The organism is uncultured Fibrobacter sp., assembly GCF_900316465.1.
Lineage (GTDB): Bacteria > Fibrobacterota > Fibrobacteria > Fibrobacterales > Fibrobacteraceae > Fibrobacter.
This window is the reverse complement of sequence record NZ_ONDD01000006.1, coordinates 74,796-91,237: the sequence shown is the minus strand read 5'-3', so window position 1 is coordinate 91,237 and position 16,442 is coordinate 74,796. Positions and strand designations below refer to the sequence as shown.

The 16,442-nt window shown below is 45.5% G+C and carries 16 protein-coding genes; 12 read left to right on the top strand and 4 right to left on the bottom strand.

The window, feature by feature from the left end; genetic code table 11:
- The first annotated feature begins 145 nt into the window (after window positions 1–145).
- From QZN53_RS03775 to QZN53_RS03740, 8 genes are all read left to right on the top strand, one after another.
- Window positions 146–700, top strand: coding sequence for a carboxymuconolactone decarboxylase family protein (locus tag QZN53_RS03775; RefSeq protein ID WP_073321672.1), 555 nt, complete (start codon window positions 146–148; stop codon window positions 698–700).
- A 90-nt stretch (window positions 701–790) separates the two neighbouring features.
- Window positions 791–1,768, top strand: coding sequence for an ABC transporter permease (locus QZN53_RS03770; protein WP_163437586.1), 978 nt, complete (start codon window positions 791–793; stop codon window positions 1,766–1,768).
- Window positions 1,769–1,777: 9 nt separating this feature from the next.
- Window positions 1,778–2,578: an ABC transporter ATP-binding protein gene (locus tag QZN53_RS03765; RefSeq protein WP_163437585.1), complete on the top strand. Its 801-nt coding sequence runs from the start codon at window positions 1,778–1,780 to the stop codon at window positions 2,576–2,578.
- A gap of 17 nt (window positions 2,579–2,595) precedes the next feature.
- Window positions 2,596–3,006, top strand: coding sequence for a DUF4418 family protein (locus tag QZN53_RS03760; protein ID WP_163437584.1), 411 nt, complete (start codon window positions 2,596–2,598; stop codon window positions 3,004–3,006).
- A complete protein-coding gene (locus QZN53_RS03755; protein ID WP_163437583.1) occupies window positions 2,993–4,213 on the top strand; it encodes an ABC transporter permease in 1,221 nt (406 codons plus the stop codon). Before QZN53_RS03760 ends, QZN53_RS03755 begins: the two co-directional genes overlap by 14 nt.
- Window positions 4,210–4,923 (top strand): ABC transporter ATP-binding protein, encoded by a 714-nt coding sequence (locus QZN53_RS03750; RefSeq protein ID WP_163437582.1) that lies wholly within the window; start codon window positions 4,210–4,212, stop codon window positions 4,921–4,923. The genes QZN53_RS03755 and QZN53_RS03750 overlap by 4 nt, the downstream gene beginning before the upstream one ends.
- 152 nt (window positions 4,924–5,075) lie before the next feature.
- Entirely contained in the window at window positions 5,076–6,419 is a 1,344-nt protein-coding gene (locus tag QZN53_RS03745) for an O-acetylhomoserine aminocarboxypropyltransferase/cysteine synthase family protein (RefSeq protein ID WP_163437581.1), read from the top strand.
- Between the two features lie 67 nt (window positions 6,420–6,486).
- Window positions 6,487–7,515, top strand: coding sequence for an ABC transporter substrate-binding protein (locus QZN53_RS03740; protein ID WP_163437580.1), 1,029 nt, complete (start codon window positions 6,487–6,489; stop codon window positions 7,513–7,515).
- A 186-nt stretch (window positions 7,516–7,701) separates the two neighbouring features.
- On the opposite strand, the gene QZN53_RS03735 is transcribed toward QZN53_RS03740, so the two are convergent.
- The 3 genes from QZN53_RS03735 to QZN53_RS03725 are packed head-to-tail and all read right to left on the bottom strand — an operon-like array spanning window position 7,702 to window position 10,970.
- A complete protein-coding gene (locus QZN53_RS03735; RefSeq protein WP_163437579.1) occupies window positions 7,702–8,709 on the bottom strand; it encodes a hypothetical protein in 1,008 nt (335 codons plus the stop codon).
- Between the two features lie 27 nt (window positions 8,710–8,736).
- Window positions 8,737–10,653, bottom strand: a complete 1,917-nt coding sequence (locus QZN53_RS03730) for a fibrobacter succinogenes major paralogous domain-containing protein (RefSeq protein ID WP_163437578.1) — start codon at window positions 10,651–10,653, stop codon at window positions 8,737–8,739.
- 44 nt (window positions 10,654–10,697) lie between these two features.
- Window positions 10,698–10,970 carry a hypothetical protein gene (locus tag QZN53_RS03725; RefSeq protein ID WP_163437577.1) on the bottom strand — a complete coding sequence of 91 codons (273 nt, stop codon included), beginning with the start codon at window positions 10,968–10,970 and terminating at the stop codon, window positions 10,698–10,700.
- Window positions 10,971–11,571: 601 nt separating this feature from the next.
- Here QZN53_RS03725 and QZN53_RS03720 point away from each other — a divergent pair.
- A complete protein-coding gene (locus QZN53_RS03720; protein WP_163437576.1) occupies window positions 11,572–12,531 on the top strand; it encodes an ORF6N domain-containing protein in 960 nt (319 codons plus the stop codon).
- A gap of 63 nt (window positions 12,532–12,594) precedes the next feature.
- Here QZN53_RS03720 and metK read toward each other — a convergent pair whose 3' ends face one another.
- Window positions 12,595–13,785 (bottom strand): methionine adenosyltransferase, encoded by a 1,191-nt coding sequence (gene metK, locus QZN53_RS03715; protein ID WP_088626771.1) that lies wholly within the window; start codon window positions 13,783–13,785, stop codon window positions 12,595–12,597.
- A gap of 242 nt (window positions 13,786–14,027) precedes the next feature.
- On the opposite strand from metK, the gene QZN53_RS03710 reads away from it, so the two are divergent.
- Genes QZN53_RS03710 through thiF form a run of 3 tightly spaced genes read left to right on the top strand, consistent with a single transcriptional unit; the run spans window position 14,028 to window position 16,440 of the window.
- Window positions 14,028–14,987, top strand: a complete 960-nt coding sequence (locus QZN53_RS03710; RefSeq protein ID WP_163437575.1) for a 50S ribosomal protein L11 methyltransferase — start codon at window positions 14,028–14,030, stop codon at window positions 14,985–14,987.
- Window positions 14,988–15,002: 15 nt separating this feature from the next.
- On the top strand, window positions 15,003–15,605 hold the full coding sequence (locus QZN53_RS03705; protein ID WP_088626773.1) for a dimethylsulfonioproprionate lyase family protein: 603 nt from the start codon (window positions 15,003–15,005) through the stop codon (window positions 15,603–15,605).
- A 25-nt stretch (window positions 15,606–15,630) separates the two neighbouring features.
- On the top strand, window positions 15,631–16,440 hold the full coding sequence (gene thiF, locus QZN53_RS03700) for a thiazole biosynthesis adenylyltransferase ThiF (RefSeq protein WP_163437574.1): 810 nt from the start codon (window positions 15,631–15,633) through the stop codon (window positions 16,438–16,440).
- The last annotated feature ends 2 nt before the right edge of the window (window positions 16,441–16,442 follow it).

Genomic DNA, 16,442 nt, shown 5'->3' with positions numbered 1-16,442 from the left:
ATAACAAACCATAGTTAAATAGTATGTGTTTATGCCTTGACTATGGTATATTCTTATTCTATCTTAAAGCCTACAAAAATGGTAGGGAATAAAACCTAGCATAACAAAAAAAACGGTGCTTAGCACCACAAGGAGAGTATAAACAATGGCTAGAGTACATTTAAAACAACCGAATGAATTGACTGGCGAAGCAAAGGCCGCTTACGAAAAGTTGGATGCTGCTGGCAAGGTGACCAACATGAAGCTGGTGATGCTCCAGGACTACGGCATCTACAAGGCTTTCATGGGCTGGTACGATGCTTGGGAAAGCCTCGAAAAGACGGTGGGTCTGCGTGCGGCAACGATTTTTGCCCACTCGGTTTCTACGACTAACGGCTGCCTTCTCTGCTCGCTGTTCTTCATTAGCGACCTGAAGGCTCTGGGTCTCGATCCGAACAATTTCGAAACTTCGGAAAACGAAAAGCTTTTGCAGCAGCTGGGCCAGCAGATCGTGAAAGATCCGACTAAGGTTCCGGACGAACTTTTCGAAGGTCTCCGCAAGTTCTATACCGACGAACAGATCATCATTATCGTGGGCTTTGGCGCTCAGATGCAGGCGACGAACAACTTTAATTCTGTCTTGGGCGTCGACGTTGACAAGCGTCTGTTGCCCTTGAAGGAATTGTTCAAGCCGGCAACTTGGAGAGAAAATATCAAGTAATTTGTACTCTCCGTACAACCCGGCGCTCCTGGAAATATTCGAAGTCCATTTTCAGGGGCGCTTTTTTTTGAACCTTTTCACGGAGACAGAATGAATTTTGTACTGACGATTTCAGGATTCCTGATCGCCTTCTTGGTAAACTTGCTTTTTCCGCAGGTGGCCGAAAATGTGCGAATCAAGGAATATGTTTTTGGCGGGTTTAGAGTTGACGACAATTTGGCTTACCGCTTAGTTTTGCTTGCCATTATTGCCTATTACGCGGTCTATACGGTAGTGCTGTTTGTCCGCAAGGCAAGTGCCGATAAGATTGCGAAGTTTTTTGCGGGCGCGAAGTTCCGTTTTGCGGTGGGGCTTGCGCTTGCCGCGTGGGATATTCTCGGAACCAAGCTGCTGTTTTTGCCGCAACCGTTCTTTCCGGGACCTGCGATTATTATGGATGCCTTTATTGGCGATACCAAATTCATTTGGCAGAATACGCTTTATTCGCTGCGCCTTTTTGTAGCCGGATTCTCGGTGGGTGTGGTGACTGGCGTGGTGACGGGTGTGCTGATTGGCTGGTATCCGAAGGCTCGCTACTGGATTTTGCCGGTGCTCAATATTTGCGGCGTGATTCCGGCGGTGGCGTGGATGCCTTTTGCCTTGACGCTTTTCCCGACTTCGTTTGCGGCGGCGACTTTCTTGATAGCGATTTGCTCCTGGTTCCCGGTGGCGACCATGACGGCCGACGGGGTGCAGGGTACGCCGAAGTCGTTGTTTGAACTTTCGCGCACTTTTGGCGCGGGGCAGCTGTACCAGATTTTCCATATTGCGATTCCCCATGCAATGCCGCAGATTTTTACGGGCATTATGACGGCGGCTGCGTTTGGCTTTACTACGCTCGTGATGGCCGAAATGATGGGGCAACCGGGCGGTCTTGGCTACTACATTAACACTTCAAAAGTCTGGAGCGCTTATTACAAGGTGTTTGCGGCGATTGTCGTGATGGCGGTGCTGTTCTCGGCGATTTTGAAGGTGGTTGGCGTGGTGCAGCGTTATGTGCTTCGCTGGCAGAAAGGCGTTGTGCGATAGGAGGCTTTGATGACGGATATTTTAGATAAAGAAAAAATCTTGAAGATTCGCGATGTAAACCGCTCCTTTATCGATGAACGCACGGGCGAACCGCGACAGATTTTGAAAGATATCAATCTTTCTGTTTTTGAGGGCGAATTCATTTCGATTCTGGGCGCATCGGGTTGCGGCAAGACGACGCTTTTGCGCTTGATTGCGGGGCTCGATCCTGTTCAAGACGGCAAGATTATTCTTGATGGCGAACCGGTGCATGGGCCAGATTCCAAGCGCGGTTACGTGTTCCAGCAGGGTTGCCTTTTCCCGTGGCTCACGGTAGAAGACAACATCGCGATGGGTCTCAAGATTCGTGGCGTTTATAAGCAGAATAAGGACAAGGTTCACGATTTTATCGAAAAAATCGGTCTTGGCGGATTCGAAAAGAATTTCCCGCACCAGATTAGTGGCGGTATGGCGCAGCGCGTGGCAATTGCGCGTGCGTTGATTAATGATCCTGAAATCTTGTTGCTTGATGAACCCATGGGGGCGCTGGATTCGTTTACCCGTGCTGACATCCAGAACTTGCTTTTGGAGCTTCGCAAGGAACGCAACACCACCATGATTCTGGTGACGCACGATATTGACGAAGCGCTTTATTTGTCTGATCGTATCGTGATTATGACGCCGCGTCCGGGGCGCATTAGCGAGGTGCTTGAAATTCGCGACAGCTTCCCGCGTGAAAGAGGCTCGGCGCAGTTCCTGGAAAAACGCCGCAATATTTTGGAACGCTTTAATCTTGCACGTTCCAATACGGCGCCGGAATACGTCATTTAGTCAACAAGGAGTTATATATGAAACAGTACAAAGTATTTGTTGTTGCTAATCTTATTTTCGGCGTATTGCTGATTGTACTAACCAAGTTGATTTTGCCTGTTTGCCATCCGATTGATGGCGGAACCATGAGCTGTGAAATTTCGACGACGGTAGATGCTTTTTTAGGACTTGCATTGCTAGCAAATGCCGTCGTTGCTGCGGGGCTCCTTAAAAAGAAAGCACATGCCATTCTTTCTGCAGTAACGCTTGTGGTGGGTGTTTTTGTTTCGCTTGTGCCAACGGTAATTGTTGGAACATGCCAACATGCTCAAATGGCATGTCACGTGATAACGGGGCCGGTGCTTGCTGTGTTTGGTGTGCTGATTGCGCTTTTTGCGGCGCTGAATTTGATTTACTTGAAACTGAGGAGGCGAAATGAACAAGACTGATTTGAATTTGATTATTGAAAATTACTTGCGAAACCCATTCCGCAGTTTTGGGCTTTCACTTTTGATTGCCTTGCTCGCCTCGGTGCTTTTGGTGGGTGGACTTTTGTCGTTTTCGCTTTCGAAGGGCCTGAATCGCCTTTCGTCTCGCTTGGGGGCCGATGTCATTGTGATTCCGCAGGGGACCGAGATTAATGATCAATCGGTTCTTTTGCAGGGCGATTCCAAGTATGCCTATTTGCCGCAGGGCTCGCTGGAATTTATTCGTGGTCTTGAAGGTGTAGAAATTGCGACGCCGCAGTATTTTTTGACCACCTTGAGTTCTAGCTGCTGCGATCAGAAGGTCATGATTATCGGTTTCGAGCCGGCATCTGATTTTGTGATTCAGCCTTGGATTCACGAGGTCCTTACGGATAAACTCCCTAAGGGTGCTATCGTGGTGGGCGGCGATATTAGCGTGGGCGAGAAAAAGACCGTCAAGTTCTTTGACCATGAATACCCCGTGGCGGCCTCTCTTGAACCGGTCGGCAACAAGTTGGACCAGGCCGTTTTTGTAGATGTGGCGACACTTGCCGATATCCGCGAGGCAGCTAAGGCCAAGGGCGTGATTTTCTTGCATCAGGATGTCAAATCCGAAGGTTCGGATTCGCCGATTTACTCCAGCGTTTTAATTAAACTTCGCGCAGGGGCTGATATCGAGCGCCTCTCTCGAGAAATTCATACCCGCTTTGACGGCGTGCAAATTCGCACCCGTAAGGATTTGTTCTCGGGTCTTGAAAAGTCGGCGAACTTTTTGCAGATTGTGGTGTGGTCGATCGTGTCCCTTTTCTTGGTGATTGCGGTTGCCGCGATTGTGATTTCGTTTTCACTTTCGACTCGCGAACGCAGGCGTGAATATGCGCTTTTGCGAATTGTGGGCTATGCCCGCAAACGTTTAAGGACTCTTGTGCTGGGCGAATCGCTGCTGGTTTCGGCGGTAGGAACGTACATTGGCTTGCTGCTTTCGAGCGTGGCGTTTTTCACTTTTAAAATTTGGATTGGCGAACATGTGAACGTGCCCTTTATTGTTCCTGGAAATGCCGAAATCGCCGCTGTTTACGCTGTGGTGATTTTGCTTTTGCATTCGGTGGGGCCGGTGGCGGTTTTCGGCGTGGCAAATAAGGTGAGTAAGATTGATGCCTACGCCGCTTTGAGGGAGGTAGAACATTGATTTTAAACGTCTCTAATTTATATAAAACTTATACCCGCCGCGGCGAAGAATTCAATGCCGTCGAAGATGTTGAATTTTTTGCCTGGTCCGGTGATTTCTCGGTAATCTATGGCGAATCGGGAAGCGGAAAGAGTACGCTTTTATCGCTCCTTTCGGGAATCAATCGCCCCTCGCAGGGATCTATCATTTTTAATGGTGTTGATTTTGCAAGTTTGACAGATGCCGAACTTTCCGCGATTCGTAACGATAAAATCGGCTACATTCCACAAGAATCCGTTTTCTTGCCGCAATTTACCGTGCTTGAAAATATCTTCTTGCCGCGGGCGATTCGCGAGGGCAATAAGATTGAGGTGAGGGATATTTCGGAATTGGTCGATATTGATATTCATTCAAAACTCGAAACTCTCGGCATTGCCCATTTGGTGAATGAAATGCCGGCGGAACTTTCGGGTGGCGAACTCAAGCGGGCCTCGATTGTGCGCGCTCTTGTTAACAATCCCGATATCGTGATTGCTGACGAACCGACCAGCAACCTTGACGAAACTAATGCCAAGATTGTCTTTGACCTTTTGGGGGAATTTGCGCAGTCGGGAACGTCGGTACTTGTGGCTACCCATGATCCTCGCGGCTTCAAGTATGGCGACCGCATTTACACCATGCACAAGGGGAGACTCTTGCCGAACGGTGAATCTGATTACGGCGGATTATAAATAAATCAATATTAAGTGATGTTGCCCTCGACTCGGTCGGGGGCATTTTCGTTATAAAAATTTTTGATAATTCCGCATAAAAACAAAGTATTAGAAAAAGTGTAAGTCCCTTTCTATTTTTCGCATTGAAATTTATAAGGAGAGTGATTCACATGTCAATTAAAACATCGAAAAAGTCAAGTAAAATCTCAGCGGATGTTACGAATCCGGCAAATTGGAATTTCGGCACCAAGTGCCTGCAGGCGGGCTGGAAGCCGAAAGTGGGCGAGCCCCGCGTTTTGCCGATTTTCCAGTCAACCACTTACAAGTACGAAGATGTTGACGAAGTAGAACGTCTTTTCGCCCTCAAGCAGTCGGGCAACAAGTATACGCGTACGGGCAACCCGACGGTAGCCGCTTTTGAAGCAAAAATTACCGAGTTGGAAGGCGGCGTGGGCGCTGTCGCAACAGCTTCGGGACAGTCGGCCGTATTGCTCGCAATTTCAAATTTGGTGAAGGCAGGCGATCACATTGTGGCTTCTAAGGCGGTGTATGGCGGAACCTACACGCTGCTTGATGTTCGACTTTCTAAGCTCGGCGTTGAAACGACTTTTATTGACCCGGAAGCCCCTATTGCAGAACTTCGCAAGGCATTCCGTCCCAATACCAAGTTGATCTTCGGCGAAACGATTGGAAACCCGGCGCTTGGCGTTTTGGATTTTGAAAAGTTCTCGAAGCTTGCCAAGGAATTCGACGTGCCGTTCCTTGTGGACAACACTCTTGCAACGCCGTTCTTGGTGAAGCCCTTGAAGCATGGGGCAAATGTCGTCATTCATTCTGCAACCAAGTACATTGACGGTCATGCCATCGCCTTGGGCGGTGTCGTGATTGATGGAGGCAATTACAACTGGAATAATGGAAAGTTCCCGGATCTTGTCAATCCCGATGCGCAGTACGCAAACACTTCTTACACTGAAAAATTCGGCCGCGCCGCCTACATTGTCAAGGCCCGCGCCCAGTTTTTGCGCGATTTCGGTGCAGCCCAGAGCCCCTTCAACGCATTCCTTTTGAACTTGGGTCTTGAAACGCTCCATTTGCGTATGCCGCAGCACAGTTCTAATGCTTTGGCTTTGGCCGAATACCTTTCCAAGCATCCGGCAGTAAACTGGGTCAACTATCCGGCGCTCAAATCTAGCCCGAATAACAAGCGCATTCGCAAGTATTTCGATTACCAGGGCGGAAGCGGCGTGCTGACCTTTGGCCTCAAGGGAGGCAAGGCTGCCATTCGCTCGTTCGTGAAGGCCTTGAAAGTTGCTGCCTTGGTGGTGCATGTGGGCGATGCCCGCACAAGCGTGCTGCACCCGGCAACAAGTACACATTCCCAGCTTTCGCCGAAGGACAGGCTTGCCGCAGGAATTCCTGACGACATGATTCGCGTGTCCGTCGGTATCGAAGATCCGCGCGACATTATCGCCGATTTCGAACAGGCAATTAAGGCAAGTACAACAAAGCATTAAACATCCTCATCGTGTCATCCTGAACGCAGTGAAGGATCTAAAAAAAATTAATCATAGGAGATTTTAAATGAAATTCATTCAAACATTACTGTCTTTCGCAGCCGCTTTTACTTTGGGATTTGCACTCACCGCTTGCGAAGAAGAAAAAACTGAAAAGACCGAAAAAAACGAAGAATCTGCTTTTAAATTCGGCACGGTCGAAATCCCCGTTTCCGATGGCACCCTTTGCATTGCGCCGTTCTTTGTCGCCAAAGAAAAAGGTTTCTTTGCTAAAGAAGGTGTCGATGTGAAATTCGTGTCGGCAAATGCGGAAACCCGTAAAATCGGGCTCAACAACGGAACGTATCCGATTACGAACTCCGACTTCGCCTTTTTCCAGTCCGTCGAAAACGGCGTGAATATTAAGGTGGTCGAAGGATTCCATATCGGTTGCATTCATCTGCTTGTCAAGAAGGGCTCGCCGATTCGTAACGCTCAAGGATTGAAAGGCAAGAAGATTGCCGTGAACGCCATTGGGGCAACCCCGCACCAGGCCGCAACACTTTGGCTTGAAGCAAACGGAGTCTCTGCCATAAACGATGTGCAGTTCTTGCCCTATGCCGATGGCAACTTGGCGCTCGAGGCCTTGGAACGCGGGCAGGTCGAAGCGGTTTCGCTTTGGGACCCGCTGGGAAGCCTCGCCGCTGTTGATGGCCGTGCCGATGTGCTGATGGATTTGGCAACCGACCCTGTTTTTGCAGGCCGCTATTGCTGCTTCTACTATGTTTCGGGCGTCCTTCTGGAAAAGGAACCGGAAAAGATCAAGGCTCTCCTTCGCGCTCTTGAACAGGCTCACACCTGGATTAGCGAACACCCGGAAGAAACCGTGGAGCTCATGCAGGCCGGCAAGCACTCCGCCATCGAAGACAAGGAATTCGCAACCGCACTCATCAAGTCTTACGAATACCAGTCTCCTGAACAGAAAATCAAGAGTGGCCGCAACTTGAAAGCCGACTTGCACTACTTTGCAGACCTGCTGCATAAAGTCGGATACCTGCAGCTGAATGCCGACGAATTCACCGAAAAAATCTACCGCGAAGTCGACTGGCATAAGTAATAATTTGTACTCCTAAATTCCTGTGCACTACTCTCCGCGCAGGGACCCCTCGGCAACACATGTTGCCGGGGGTGTTTTTTATGGGCGTTCCCCGGCTCGCCGGGTCGGGTGCTGCTCGCCTTCGGCTCATCGAGCCGCTACGCGTCTCGCCACAAAAGTGCGACGCCCCCTAACGCAGAAATGTTGCTATTTGGGAACACATTCATTTTTGTCCATGTCAAAAATGGTTCCTTTAGGGCATTTCCAACATCCAGACCATCTGCCAAGTAACTCATTTTGAGTAAAGATCTGCTTCATTTTCATAGAAATTTTTTCATTGGAAAAATTGAAGATGACTTCAGTTCCCAAAGGAGCACGCAAGCTATTTCCCATTTTTTCAAGACAATTGATTAATGTACAGCCATTTTCTTCATCAACAGGATCATAGCAATAATACTCTTCACCATCAATTATTATGGATTCTGGACACTCTTTAGCTTTTATTGCTAAATCTGAAATTTTTATGGAGCTATACCAGCAACCTTTTGACGGCTCAGCGTTCTTAGGCCAAGGTCTGCATTCATCTTTATCGTTGTATCGAGAAAATTTCTTATCGCATTCCCAAGTGTATTCATCAATTTTGCGCGCACCCATTGGTATAGCTTTGCATTTTTCTTCCATAAAATCAAGATATTTATCTTTTGAACATTTAGGAATACATTTTAGCATTAGGTCATCGCTGTTATCGTCACAAAATTCACTTTCACAATTACGGTATTCATGATTGGAAAAATTATTATCACAAGTAATTCTTTTTAACTGCGAATCAAAATGGGCGTTGTTAGGCGGTTCAACGCATGCGTAAAATATTTGTTTTCCATATTTGTACTCTGCTAAAAAGCGCCCTTTAGGACATTTGAAATTTGATTGCACGCAGATTACGGACGGTTCTACACCTTGACCCCATTCCAATGTTGCTAATTTATCTCCCGCAAAATATAAGTCACCCTCTTTACATGATGCGCGAGCAAAAAGATCCTTTGAAGTTGTATCACCACAATAATATCCGTCGTATTTGTTTCCTGTTTCAGAAAAACCATCGTTGGAGGACAAAGTTATTTTTGAACATCTTTTTTCTTTTGATAAAATAGCATCGTGTGTTGCGGACACAAAACACGATGCCATAAGAACGATGAAAAAGTATTTCTTCGACATTAATGATATATGTTTTAAAAGATAAAGTTATTTTTTATCTTTTAAACACCGAACGGAATGACCATTTTTTTTCCGATCATATGAAAAGCCAGAACTTTTATCAGATTCATTCTCTATAAAAAAGGCATAGGCTTCTGTGTAGCCACTCCCTCCTACGACAGTCCAAAACGATGTTGATTTTTTTTGATTAATGAAGTACATTTGTTTTTCCTCTGTTAATCGCATGGATCCGGCAGGATAGGCGTTAAACCCATAAGAATTGCTTCCTTTTTTTCCATTATCCCATTCACTAGAAGCCTTTAATTTTACTACATAAGACGACCTAGTTGATCCTACATTATTTACCAATTGGTTAAAGTCCTCTACAGAGGGCAAATGCCATCCATCTGGGCAAATCCCTTTGATATTTTTTTCCAAACATTTTTCGTAATTTTCTTTGCACCCATTATCATTTTTTGACATAATGGAATTCCATGTGTACAATCGACCAAATTTTAAGCAGTTGTCAGGGTTGTTTTCATAGCAGTAGCTATCGGCAATGTTATAATTTAAATTTTCAGCCATCCATATTTGATCGCCGATTTTTGTTGCTCGATATATTTGACCATCTCGTTTATCAGTAAATCTTTTGTAATCAACATTTTCGATCCATCCATTTTTTATTGAGCAGTACATGCCGTTTTTTATCTCAGCGTCCTTCATGCATATTCCGTTTTCCAATTCTTTCGACTTTGGCTCTCTCATTTTTCTATTCTCGCAAATGTATTTGATTCCTGAAGGAGCTGTCCAAAAGTAATTTTCATTTGAATTTTTGCACGCCTCATTACGCGATACGTATTCATTTATTGCATTACAGTCAAAAATATTAACATCCATAATTTTGTAAAAATACTTGTCAATTTCTGGATAAAGTTTACACGAAAACGCTATTAACGAATCTGGTACAGAAGCATTCTTTGCGTACAGATTAGAAATTTCCTTGATTAGAGAATTTTCGCTAGATGTTAAATTAAAATTATTAGTAACATAATTTATTACTTTATTGCAGATACTTACATTGAATTCTCTTTCAGGTAGCGTTAAGCAATATGCTGCCGTATTTGTATTCAGGACATCTGAATATATTTTAATTTTGTTTATTGAATTCTGTGCGGCAACATTAATGCTTTTTAGTTTTTTGTATGTTTCCAAAGCATTAGGATTTGTGTAAAAAGGATTCTTCATTTTATTTGATAAAAGCAACCCATAATATTCTATTTCATATAGGAATGGATTGACAAAAACTTCTTGTTCTACATTCTTTTTCATAGCCATTGTAGGCTTTTTCTTGCATGTTTTTATTTTTGACGAAAACACTTTGTTTATTGAATCAATATTGGCCATACCATATGTAGAGAATAACTTTGAGCATATTGTCGCATCAAATAATATTTTACAATCAATATCGTGCCAATTTATAAGAGAATCGACAATTTCTTTTCGATGTAAATCGAGTTGATCCATACATTCTTGCTTTGAAGTTTTCACAATTTCAAGTTGTTCAACTTCTCTTTTTTCTTTTTGAACGTATAGCTTTGATTGGAGAATTTGCGCAAGAACAGAGTCAAGCTTGTCGACATCTCCTTTTTGAAAGAGTTTTTCCAAATAATGTTTGCATAAAGGAACTGATTCTCCACGAACTCTGTTTTCTGCATTTTTTATAAAATCAGATGCACAATTTTGCCACATTACCAATGGATTTAATGAAAACGCATTCTCATAAATCCTATTTGCGTTTTCAAAAGAAAGATTTGCAGGGCAATACACATCTTTAACTCCGAATTTTTTCACGAGATTTTCAGCTGTTTTTACATCGCCATTGTCAATGGCGTTCTTTAATCCAGGATGAATATCTGCAAAACAAAATGAAAGTAGGCCTATCACGGCAAAAAGAAATCGTTTCATTTATTTTCTCCTTTATTTAGCTAATAATGTGAAAAAAAATGGACCTATTTTTTCCAAACATGTTGATTTTTATCATTAGTGAACGCACTAGCGACATTGGTTGCAGTTTCTTTATCACCCTTTTTCGCAAAATATGCGCAGGCAGAGGATACTAGTTTAAATATTCCTCGCCCAGACTCTTTATATTTTCCCCCTCTCTTATTTTTTATTCCATTCAGATTAAGCAATTCCGCAACTCTGGATATGTGCATAATGCTCCAATCATTCTTTTTCAATGCATTTGCCAAATCACCCAAGAAATCAAAATTCTTACTCATTTGGATCCCCTTTGTATAAACACCTGTGAAATTCACTCTTGTAGTAAAGCAAGAATCGAGCAAATTTTGCGAGAATACAAAAAGGCGCGAGTCGTTGCATTTATTCACGTGAGGCTCTGCATTGCCCAAGAATGATAAACGCAAACGACCCACGCCCCGAAAGGGCTGTTGCCCCTTGGTCATACGACCAAAGACCGACTAAAAAGTCGGTACAGCAAACTGAAACATACCGCAAGAAACGATATGCCTGCGTGAGCGTTCGCCTTGTCCTCATTCTTTTGAAATTTGCAGATTTCACGTGAAGAACAAGAGCTAAACTCTATTTCACTTTAAAAATAACATAAATATTTACAATATGAACGCCTTTATTCGCAAAAAATGTGCTCAAGTAAAGAAACTCGGCTTATTTCCACTAAAATCATCAGTTTTGGCATAGTCCAACTTGGAATGAATTAGTATATTATCCCCCGACAGGCACTGGTAGCGGAATTCCGTCTGCAAGCCATATTCGACTAGAGAAGTCGGCTTTTTGGTATATCCCCAATAATTATTGGGATTTTAATATATCCAAAAGCCGGCTTTTTTGTTTATAGGAGTAAAAATGAATAAAAAGACTGAAAAAACGGTAGTGATTGGACCGCGCTCGCTTGTGGAATCAAATGTCGAGAAAATGATTCAAGTCGTTCGGGGTAAACAGGTGTTACTTGATCGTGATTTGGCAGTTCTTTATGGTGTAGAAACTAGAGCCATTAATCAAGCGGTGAAGAGAAATGCAGAACGGTTTCCAGAAAGATATTGCTTTCAATTGACGAAAGATGAAATGGAAAACTTGAAATCACAAAATGTGATTTCAAGTTGGGGCGGTGACAGATTTAAGCCATTTGTTTTTACGGAGCAAGGATTTGCCATGCTTTCTTCCGTATTAAAAAGTAAAATAGCGGTAAATGTATCCATCGCTATTATGGACGCTTTCGTTGCTATGCGGCAATATTTGTACGAAAATGGGGGAATTGTTAATCGGCTTACAAATGTAGAAGTAAAAGTATTGGAACATGACCGTAAAAATATGGAATTTAGCCACAAACTGGATGAAGTTTTCGAGGCAATGGATCGCGGAGAGCTTAAGTCGAAAGGATTATTCTATAACAATCAGGTATTTGACGCTTATGTATTCGTATGCAACCTGATTCGTAAAGCAAAAAAGCGGATTGTCCTTGTAGACCGTTATGTGGACGAGAAAGTGTTGGCAATGATGCTCAAGCGGAATGCGGGCGTATCAGTGACAATTTATACCTACGACAAGAGTAAGGTTTTCAATGTTGACTTGGCAACATACAATGCGCAATACGCTGATTGTCCGATTGAAATTCTGCCTAGCTACGGGATGCACGATAGATTCTTATTTATTGATGATACTGCGTACCATTTCGGAGCTTCGCTCAAGGATTTGGGAACGAATACTTTCTTTTTTAGCAAGGAAAAATTCACACTAAATGAAGTTCTGAAAAAATCGGAAGAAGAACGTCAAGCATTACAAGTTTCATCTAAAGAAACTAAATAGCGGTTAAAACGAAAAAGGCTCGTCGTTTGACGAGCCTTAATTTTTTTACTAGAGAGAATTCGCTTATGCTTTGGCGAGTTTCTTCAAAGTTGCAGCCTTGTCCGTCTTTTCCCAAGTGAAGCGTGCACCGGTGCGGCCGAAATGGCCGAGCGCGGCAGTTGCCTGGTAGCCGGGCTTCTTCAAATCGAGCATCTTCACGATGCCTGCCGGAGAAAGGTCGAAGGTCTTCTTCACGATTTCTTCAATCTTGCGGTCATCAATCTTGCCGGTCTTGAAGGTGTTCACCAGCACAGACACCGGCTTGGAGTAACCGATGGCGTAAGCGAGCTGAACTTCGCAACGGTCTGCAAGGCCTGCGGCGACAATATTCTTTGCTACATAGCGTGCGGCGTAAGCAGCGCTGCGGTCCACCTTGGAAGGGTCCTTGCCGCTGAATGCACCACCACCATGACGTCCCATGCCGCCGTAGGTATCCACAATAATCTTACGACCCGTCAGGCCGCAGTCACCATGCGGGCCACCAATCACGAATTTACCCGTCGGATTGATGAGGAAGCGAGTTTTCTTGTCCAAAAGCTTTGCCGGAATCACCTTCTTGATGAGCTTTTCGATGATTTCCTTTTCGATGGTAGAATGCTTGAGTTCCTTGCCGTTCACGAATTCGTCGTGCTGGGTGCTGACCACCACGGTATCGACGCGCACAGGCTTGTCATTTTCGTCGTATTCGACAGTCACCTGCGATTTTGCATCGGGGCGGAGCCATTTGATTTTGCCGGATTCGCGGAGGTTCTGGATTTCTTCCATGAGCTTGTGAGCAAGGCTAATCGGAAGCGGCATCAGTTCCTTGGTTTCGTTCACGGCGTAACCGAACATCATGCCCTGATCTCCTGCGCCCTGCTTGTCATCTTCCTTGCCTTCGGCAGCCTTGGCATCAACGCCCTGCGCAATATCGGGAGACTGCTTGTCTACTGCAACGAGCACGGAGCAGCCCTTATAATCAAAAGCGAGTTCCGGGTTCACATAACCGATGCTCTTAATAGTCTTGCGTGCAATCTGCTGGTAGTCAATCACAGCCTTGGTGGTAATTTCGCCAGAAATCACGACGAGACCGGTGTTGGCGAGCGTTTCGCAAGCCACGCGGCTGTTCGGGTCTTGGGCGAGGCAGGCGTCGAGAATTGCATCCGAGATCTGGTCGCAAACTTTGTCGGGGTGTCCCTTGGACACCGATTCAGAAGTAAAGAGATAATGTGCCATTGTATAAGGCTCCTTTTGTTAACAGCACCGAAAAGAACGTCGCATTTTTGAGCATTCCCAAGCGCTGAAAAAACGTGGTTTGAATTTCTATGCATAAATCTACATAAATGCATAAACTTTGTCAAGCGAAAAACGGCCTTTTACTTATACAAAAAATTGATAGCGAGCGCTAGAAATTTTGTATTGGACGCGGCTATAGTCCACATCTATATTTGCACTCAAAAAAAGTGAGGTAAACTATAATGAGTATTTTAGTTGATGTTAAAAAGTATCTGGCTTTAGAAGAAGCACCGAAACATGTTCAAGATTACCTTTCCGTGGGTGTAACGGATCACGCCTATTTGCCAAAGACTGAAGATATTACTAGCGATTGGGTGGCCTACATCGCGGCACCTGCATTCAAGCTGATCCGCGAGAACCTGGGGCACGATGTGGAAGCGTTCGCTTCAATCGGAACGGGTTCCGGCATCGATGTCTTGACGGGCATTGAACTTTTGGGTGCCAAGCGCGTAGGTTTTACCGACTTGCTGGAAAGCGTGGTGGACGCCGCGGCCGAAAATATCAAGAAGAATTTGAAAGATGCAGATTCGGTTGAGTTGGAATTCGGCGCAGGCGATTTGTTGCAGCCTCTTCAAAATGGCAAGCGCCGTTACGACGTGATTTACGAGAACCTGCCCAATGTTCCGCTAACCGATAACACCAAGATTGAAGACAAACGAAACAGCGGCCATTACCTGGAAAAGCGCGTCGAAGTGATTCCGGAATTCGTACACGAACAGATGCTGGATTTGCATTATCTGGCGCTTAAGCAGGCCCGCGATTACCTGGCCGACAAGGGTGCCGTCTATTCTACACTCGGTGGCCGCGTGCCGCTCAGTGCGTTTATCAAGCTCGGCGAATTGGCGGGCCTTTCTTCTGAAATCTTCACGTATTCCTGGAAGGTGCAGGCGGAACCCGAAGACGTGATTTCGGGTTATGCCGCACAAGAAAAGGCGGGGCTCGGGCCGTTCCGATTCTACCGCGCAAGCGACTTGCAAAAAGCATTCGCCGATATTTCGGTGAAGGAATCCGGCAAGAACGCTTTCGAAATCGAGAAGTCGCTTGAATCTTCGAAGCTTACTGCTAAAGAAGCTTACGAAGCATTCCTAAAGGGCGAAGTGATCGGCCATACGGTTGCCGTACTGAAATCAAGCTTGAAGTAAAACGAGTGTATTTTGATGCAAGATTTTATCGCCCGTTTAATTGAAGAATCGAAGCGATTTCTGAATGAACGTGCCCAAATTGACGATGATATCGGTCAAGAGGCGGCCAAGTTTGTAGCACGTGAAATTCCTGCCCCGAGCGGGACTTTTGAAAAAAGCGATTCTCCGCTGATTCGCTGGATTGAAGATTCCGCAAAACACGGAAGTTCAGAGACTGCAAATTTGCTGAAAGCGCTAAAGCCCGCACTCCCTTTTTTGCCGTGGAAATATAATTACGAGCCTCGCGCCGATATGCCTGATTTAGGAAACCGTATGGGCTGGGGAGAAATCCTCGGGCCAGAAGCGCCGTATCACGACGAGCATTTTTGTTTCGGATTTACGCTTCTCGGAAAGAATACCTTGTACCCGGCGCATTACCACCCTGCCACGGAACTTTACGTGGTGCTTTCGGGCCTTGCCGTTTGGACTTTAGACGGTGTTTCAAAAGTCCGCGGTCCCGGAGAATTTATTCTGCACCCCTCGAACCATGTACATTCAATGCAAACAAGGGATGAGCCTTTGCTCGCGCTTTACACATGGAGCGGCGAAGATGTCGTGACGCTCTCGAAGTACGTGTGATTGAGGTTGAAAATTCAATAGAAAAATGGCTTTTACCAACGAACAACTGGAACGGTATTCGCGCCACATCATTCTTAAAGATGTCGGCGTAAAGGGCCAAAAGAAGCTCTTGAACGCGAAGGTACTCGTCATTGGTGCGGGTGGCCTTGGCGCTCCTGTGGCGATGTATCTTGCCGCCGCCGGCGTGGGCACGATCGGCATTGCCGATGCCGATGTGGTTGACCTTTCAAATTTACAACGTCAGATAATACACGCCACGCAAGATGTGGGTAAGCCCAAGGTGCAATCCGCGAAAGAAACCATGGAAGCGATGAACACGGATGTCAAGGTGATCACGTACCATACTTTCGTAACGAGCGAAAACATTCTCGACCTCATTAAGGATTACGATTTTATCGTTGACGGCACCGACAATTTTCCGACAAAATTTTTGATTAACGATGCCTGCGTCATGGCGAAGAAGCCTTTTTCTCATGCAGGTATTGTCGGATTTCAGGGGCAGTTGATGACATACGTGCCGGAGCAGGGGCCTTGCTACCGCTGCATTTTCGAGGAACCGCCCCCGAAGGGTTCTGTGCCGACTTGCAAAGAGGCAGGCGTGATTGGGGCAATTGCAGGCGTCATCGGAAGTTTGCAGGCAATGGAAGCAATCAAGTATATTCTTGGCGTAGGCGATTTATTGACAGGCTACCTACTCACCTACAACGCACTCACGGCGGAATTCCGCAAGGTGAAGCTCCCGAGCCATAACGACGACTGCGCCGTTTGCGGAACACACCCGACCATTACGCAGCTCATTGACTACGAACAGGCTGCTTGCGATTTGAAACATTAAAC

Excerpts from the sequence above, each read along its gene's own strand:
- QZN53_RS03775 (WP_073321672.1), top strand. The coding sequence starts at position 146 with ATGGCTAGAGTACATTTAAAACAACCGAATGAATTGACTGGCGAAGCA.
- QZN53_RS03770 (WP_163437586.1), top strand. The coding sequence starts at position 791 with ATGAATTTTGTACTGACGATTTCAGGATTCCTGATCGCCTTCTTGGTA.
- QZN53_RS03765 (WP_163437585.1), top strand. The coding sequence starts at position 1,778 with ATGACGGATATTTTAGATAAAGAAAAAATCTTGAAGATTCGCGATGTA.
- QZN53_RS03760 (WP_163437584.1), top strand. The coding sequence starts at position 2,596 with ATGAAACAGTACAAAGTATTTGTTGTTGCTAATCTTATTTTCGGCGTA.
- QZN53_RS03755 (WP_163437583.1), top strand. The coding sequence starts at position 2,993 with ATGAACAAGACTGATTTGAATTTGATTATTGAAAATTACTTGCGAAAC.
- QZN53_RS03745 (WP_163437581.1), top strand. The coding sequence starts at position 5,076 with ATGTCAATTAAAACATCGAAAAAGTCAAGTAAAATCTCAGCGGATGTT.
- QZN53_RS03740 (WP_163437580.1), top strand. The coding sequence starts at position 6,487 with ATGAAATTCATTCAAACATTACTGTCTTTCGCAGCCGCTTTTACTTTG.
- QZN53_RS03735 (WP_163437579.1), bottom strand. The coding sequence starts at position 8,709 with ATGTCGAAGAAATACTTTTTCATCGTTCTTATGGCATCGTGTTTTGTG.
- QZN53_RS03730 (WP_163437578.1), bottom strand. The coding sequence starts at position 10,653 with ATGAAACGATTTCTTTTTGCCGTGATAGGCCTACTTTCATTTTGTTTT.
- QZN53_RS03725 (WP_163437577.1), bottom strand. The coding sequence starts at position 10,970 with ATGAGTAAGAATTTTGATTTCTTGGGTGATTTGGCAAATGCATTGAAA.
- QZN53_RS03720 (WP_163437576.1), top strand. The coding sequence starts at position 11,572 with ATGAATAAAAAGACTGAAAAAACGGTAGTGATTGGACCGCGCTCGCTT.
- metK (WP_088626771.1), bottom strand. The coding sequence starts at position 13,785 with ATGGCACATTATCTCTTTACTTCTGAATCGGTGTCCAAGGGACACCCC.
- QZN53_RS03710 (WP_163437575.1), top strand. The coding sequence starts at position 14,028 with ATGAGTATTTTAGTTGATGTTAAAAAGTATCTGGCTTTAGAAGAAGCA.
- QZN53_RS03705 (WP_088626773.1), top strand. The coding sequence starts at position 15,003 with ATGCAAGATTTTATCGCCCGTTTAATTGAAGAATCGAAGCGATTTCTG.
- thiF (WP_163437574.1), top strand. The coding sequence starts at position 15,631 with ATGGCTTTTACCAACGAACAACTGGAACGGTATTCGCGCCACATCATT.